Genomic DNA, 4,288 nt, shown 5'->3' on the forward strand with positions numbered 1-4,288 from the left:
GCCGCGCCCGCGCATCGAGATTTCCGGGCCGCAGGGCGTGCAGGCGACCTTCGACTGGCAGGCTGCGCAGGATGCAACTGTGAGCCGGATGTGCACCGCCACGCTTATCAATGCTGTGGAGACTTATTGATGCTCACTCTTGATCTAACCAATGCCCCCCGCTGGCATGATCTCGCCCCTGGCGTGCGCGTGCAGCTGCGCCCCCTGACCACCGCGCTGATGGTCGCCACACGCGCCGATCCGGAGGTGGAAAGCCTGCCGGACGAGGCCAGTGATGAGACCCGCGCCATGGCCTTCGCGAAGGCGCTGGCACGCCGGGCGGTGCTGGCCTGGGAGGGGATCAGCGATGCTGATGGTGTGCCCATCAATCCCAGCCCAGAGGCCATCGACGCGCTACTCGACATCTGGCCGATTTTTGAAGCGTTCCAGCTGACCTATGTCTCGAAGGGGCTGCTGCTGGAACAGGAAAAAAACGCCTCTGCGCCCTTGCCGAGTGGGAGTTCGGCGGGGGCGCAAGATACTGCGAAGCGTGCACGCAAACCTGCCCGGACTGCCCCACGCGGCTGAACCGGCCGCTCACCCACGAGGGCTGGCAGGTCTGGGACCTGGTCGGACGCATCAGTGGCCAGCTGCGTGTGCTGCCCGGCGCCGTGATCGGCTGGGACATGTCCGCCGCGCTGGCGCTCGGTGACGCCCTCGGCGTGCCGCCCCTCGCCATGGCCGAACTGCTGCCCGTCATCGAGGCCGTGATGGTCCTCAAACTCAATGAACAGATGGACTCCGGGCGCTCGTGACAACCTCAGCGCACCAGTGTGCGCTGGACAATTTGCGGATCCTTGTCGATCAGCGCCAACAACACCCGCGCTGGTCCCTCCGGGCTGCGGCGGCGCTGCTCCCAATTCAGCAGCGTGCCCTTCCTGACCCCGATACTGCGCGCGAAGTCAGACTGCGACAAACCCGTACGAGCCCGGATCGCCTGCACATCCGGCTCCGGTAGCTCGATCTCGTGAACCGTGCCAGCTGCTGCGCCCCGCGCATGTGCCAGCGCCTCCTGCAGACCCGTTTCAATGCTCTTGAATGCGTCACTCATGGTGTCCTCCTGTAACTTGCCGCAAGGGCCTCACCCAATTGCCTGACCATCTCTGCCTCGCGCGGGGTCAGATTGGCCTTCTCGTTCTTCGCGAAGACCGTGATCAGAAAAATCGGCACTCCAGCATCCGCGCTGAAGAAATGGATCACCCGAAACCCGCCGCTCTTGCCACCACCATCGCGCGCGAAGCGGAACTTGCGCACACCGCCCCCGATGGACACGCCCGCCGTCGGGTTGCGCGCGACGAAATCGATCAACGCCAGCCGCTCTTCCTCCGACATGAGGCTGCGCGCGCGGCGCTGGAATTCCGGTGTCTCGACCACAGTCACGATGCTCATGATCCCATATGTGCGCCAATGGCGCATATGTCAATGACGCACGCATAGGAAGCACACAATGACCGAGAAACGGGTTAGCGTCCGCCTCGCGGCTGTGGGCGGGCGTCAGGTGCGTTCTGAGCTGGAGGGCGTGGGCGAGGCTGGCAAGCGTGGCTTCGGGCGGCTGAGCCAGGAAATGGAGGCGACGAACCGGAGGCTGGCGGCGTTTTCGCGGCGGGTCAAGGTGGCGGCAGCGGCTGCCGTTGCTGCCGCCACAGCAGCTGGTGTGGCCATGATCCGCTCGGGGCTGCAAACTGTCGATGCGCAGGCCAAGCTCGCGGCCTCCCTCGACACCACGGTTGCCAGCATTCAGGTGCTCGAGCGCGCGGGCGATCTGGCGGGCGTGTCCATGGGTCAGGTGGAACAGGCCACGATCCAGTTGACACGGCGGCTGTCGCAAGCGGCCTCAGGTACCGGCTCTGCAGTCGAGGCGTTGCGCCGGTTGCAGCTCTCGGCGGAAGACCTGCAACGCCTGCCGCCCGATGCGCGCATTGCCACCATTCAGGAGGCGCTGGGCCAGTTTGTGCCCGAGGCCGAACGCGCGGCTGTCGCCTCGCAACTGTTTGGTGACCGCGCAGCACTGGTATTCGGGCGGATCGACAGCGCCACGCTGCGGCAGGCCACACAGGACGTGCGCGATTTCGGGGTGGTGGTGTCGGATCAGGACGCCGCGCAGATCGAGCGGGCCAATGACGCGGTCTCCCGGCTGGGGCTGATCTGGCGCGGACTCTCGAACCAACTGGCGGTAGCCGCCGCTCCGGCGCTGGAGGCCGTGGCCGACGCCATGGCGGCTGTCGCCCGCACGACCGGCCCCCTCGGTCAGGCCATCCGGGGGCTGTTTGATAATATCGGGCGTCTGGTCAGCATCGCAGGCACATTCGCCGCCTTCATGGCCGGGCGCTGGGTTGCCGGGCTGGCGGCAGCAGCACTTTCTGTGCGCGGCGTGGCGACAGCGCTGGTGGTGCTGCGCGGGGCGCTGATCCGGACGGGCATCGGTGCGCTGATCGTCGGCGCGGGCGAGTTGGTCTATCAGTTCGGGCGGCTGGTCTCCGGCGCCGGGGGGGTTGGCAATGCGCTCGAGCTGATGGGCGATGTGGCGCGCGCGGTCTGGGACGGCATGGCGGCCTCCATGTCCGCCTTTGGGGATCGGTTTCGCGCCATGCGCGCTGATATCGAGGCGCTCTGGCTGCGGCTGATGCGAACTCTCGGCCAGACATGGGCGGATTTCCTGAGCCGGATCGCGCCCGGCTTCAACAAGATCGCCGATGTGATCGGGGCCGGTTTCCAGATCGATGCGCTGGGCGTGCAGGCATGGGTGTCGAGTTTTGACGCGGGCATACTGCGCGCCGAGCGATCCGCAGAAGGGTTTCGCACGCGGGCGGATGCGACACTCGCGAGCGCATTTGATGGTGCGCGCGAGGCTATGGCCGCATTGCTGGCATCGGTGCGTGGGTCTGGGGCGGAAAGCGCAGATGCGCTGGATGCGGCCACGGCTGGTGCGCAGCGTATTTCGGAGGCGCTGGATCAGGCCGAAGCTGCCGCAGGGCGCGCAGGTGCTGCAGGGCGACAGGCTGGATCGGATACGGCCAGTGGCGCGACAGAGGCGCTGACTGGCTGGCAGGCGGTCACGGAGGCGCTTTCCGAGTATGCCGACAAGGCGCGCGATATCGGCGCGGATATCGGTCAGGTGCTGGTCAATGCCTTTGGCGCGGCTGAGAACGCCGTCGCCGATTTCGTGCGCAAGGGCAAGCTCGACTTCCGCGATCTGGTCACCTCAATGATCGCTGATCTGGCACGGCTGGCTACACGGCGCTTCATCCTCGGGCCGCTGGCGGGGCTGCTCTCTGGCGTGTTGGGCGGCGCGGGTGGGCTGTTTGCCAATATCTTCCACGCAGGCGGCACGGTAGGCGTGCCCGGTCCCGGCCGCATGGTCCCGGCAATGGCCTTTGCGGGCGCGCAACGGATGCATTCCGGCGGCTGGGCCGGGCTCAAACCCGATGAAGTGCCCGCGATCCTGCAACGCGGGGAACGCGTGCTCTCGCGCCGCGAAGCTGCCGGTTATGGCGCGCGCGGCGCGGGCGCCGATGGCGGCACGACCGTCAACGTCACCATCATGGCGCGCGATGCCGAAAGCTTCCGGCAATCGCGCACGCAAGTGGCAGCAGACATTGCCCGCGCGGTCAATCTGGGGCGACGGGGCATGTGAGCGCGACCCTGCAAGTGGGCACCGGTTGCAGAGGCCAGAGCACGAACCACGGAGAGACTTTATGGCGTTTCATGAAGTGCGCTTCCCCGACAATATCAGCCGTGGCGCGCGCGGCGGGCCGGAGCGGCGCACGCAGATCGTTGAACTGGCGAGTGGTGATGAGGAACGCAATGCCAGCTGGGCCAATTCACGGCGGCGCTATGATGTCGCCTATGGCATCCGCCGCGCAGACGATCTGGCGGCCGTCGTCGCCTTCTTCGAGGCGCGGAATGGCCGCCTGCACGGATTCCGCTTCAAGGACTGGGCCGATTACAAGTCTGGCCTGCCGTCGCAGGCGCCGGGACCGCAAGATCAGGTCATCGGCGAGGGCGATGGCAGCAGGACGGCGTTCCAGCTTGTCAAGCGCTACGTGAGCGGCGCGCAGGAATGGACCCGGACCATCACCAAGCCAGTCGCAGGAACCGTTCGCGTTGCGCTGAGCGGCACGGAGCAGACCGGCGGCTGGTCCGTCGACACGACCACCGGCGTGCTGAATTTCGACACAGCCCCTGCCAGCGGCGTCGCAATCACCGCAGGCTTCGAGTTCGACGTGCCGGTCCGTTTCGACACCGACAC

The 4,288-nt window shown here is 66.7% G+C and carries 6 protein-coding genes; 4 read left to right on the top strand and 2 right to left on the bottom strand.

From position 1 onward, the window contains the following. The first annotated feature begins 129 nt into the window (after positions 1-129). A complete protein-coding gene (locus tag ENN83_RS08920) occupies positions 130-567 on the top strand; it encodes a hypothetical protein (RefSeq protein WP_287186072.1) in 438 nt (145 codons plus the stop codon). 68 nt (positions 568-635) lie between these two features. Further along, positions 636-794, top strand: coding sequence for a DUF7697 family protein (locus tag ENN83_RS08925; protein WP_422662630.1), 159 nt, complete (start codon positions 636-638; stop codon positions 792-794). Positions 795-799: 5 nt separating this feature from the next. On the opposite strand, the gene ENN83_RS08930 is transcribed toward ENN83_RS08925, so the two are convergent. Further along, positions 800-1,090 carry a helix-turn-helix domain-containing protein gene (locus ENN83_RS08930; protein WP_287186076.1) on the bottom strand — a complete coding sequence of 97 codons (291 nt, stop codon included), beginning with the start codon at positions 1,088-1,090 and terminating at the stop codon, positions 800-802. After that, the gene (locus ENN83_RS08935; protein WP_287186077.1) at positions 1,087-1,428 is read right to left on the bottom strand and encodes a type II toxin-antitoxin system RelE/ParE family toxin; all 342 of its coding nucleotides are present in this window, start codon (positions 1,426-1,428) and stop codon (positions 1,087-1,089) included. The genes ENN83_RS08930 and ENN83_RS08935 overlap by 4 nt, the downstream gene beginning before the upstream one ends. A 58-nt stretch (positions 1,429-1,486) precedes the next feature. Here ENN83_RS08935 and ENN83_RS08940 point away from each other — a divergent pair, with 58 nt between their 5' ends. After that, entirely contained in the window at positions 1,487-3,673 is a 2,187-nt protein-coding gene (locus tag ENN83_RS08940) for a phage tail tape measure C-terminal domain-containing protein (protein WP_287186079.1), read from the top strand. A 61-nt stretch (positions 3,674-3,734) separates the two neighbouring features. Next, the coding region (locus tag ENN83_RS08945; RefSeq protein WP_287186080.1) for a DUF2460 domain-containing protein at positions 3,735-4,288 on the top strand (554 nt) is incomplete at its 3' end.

Origin of the sequence: Rhodovulum sp. (assembly GCF_011048875.1) — a bacterium.
GTDB classification, from domain to species: Bacteria; Pseudomonadota; Alphaproteobacteria; order Rhodobacterales; family Rhodobacteraceae; genus Rhodovulum; species Rhodovulum tesquicola.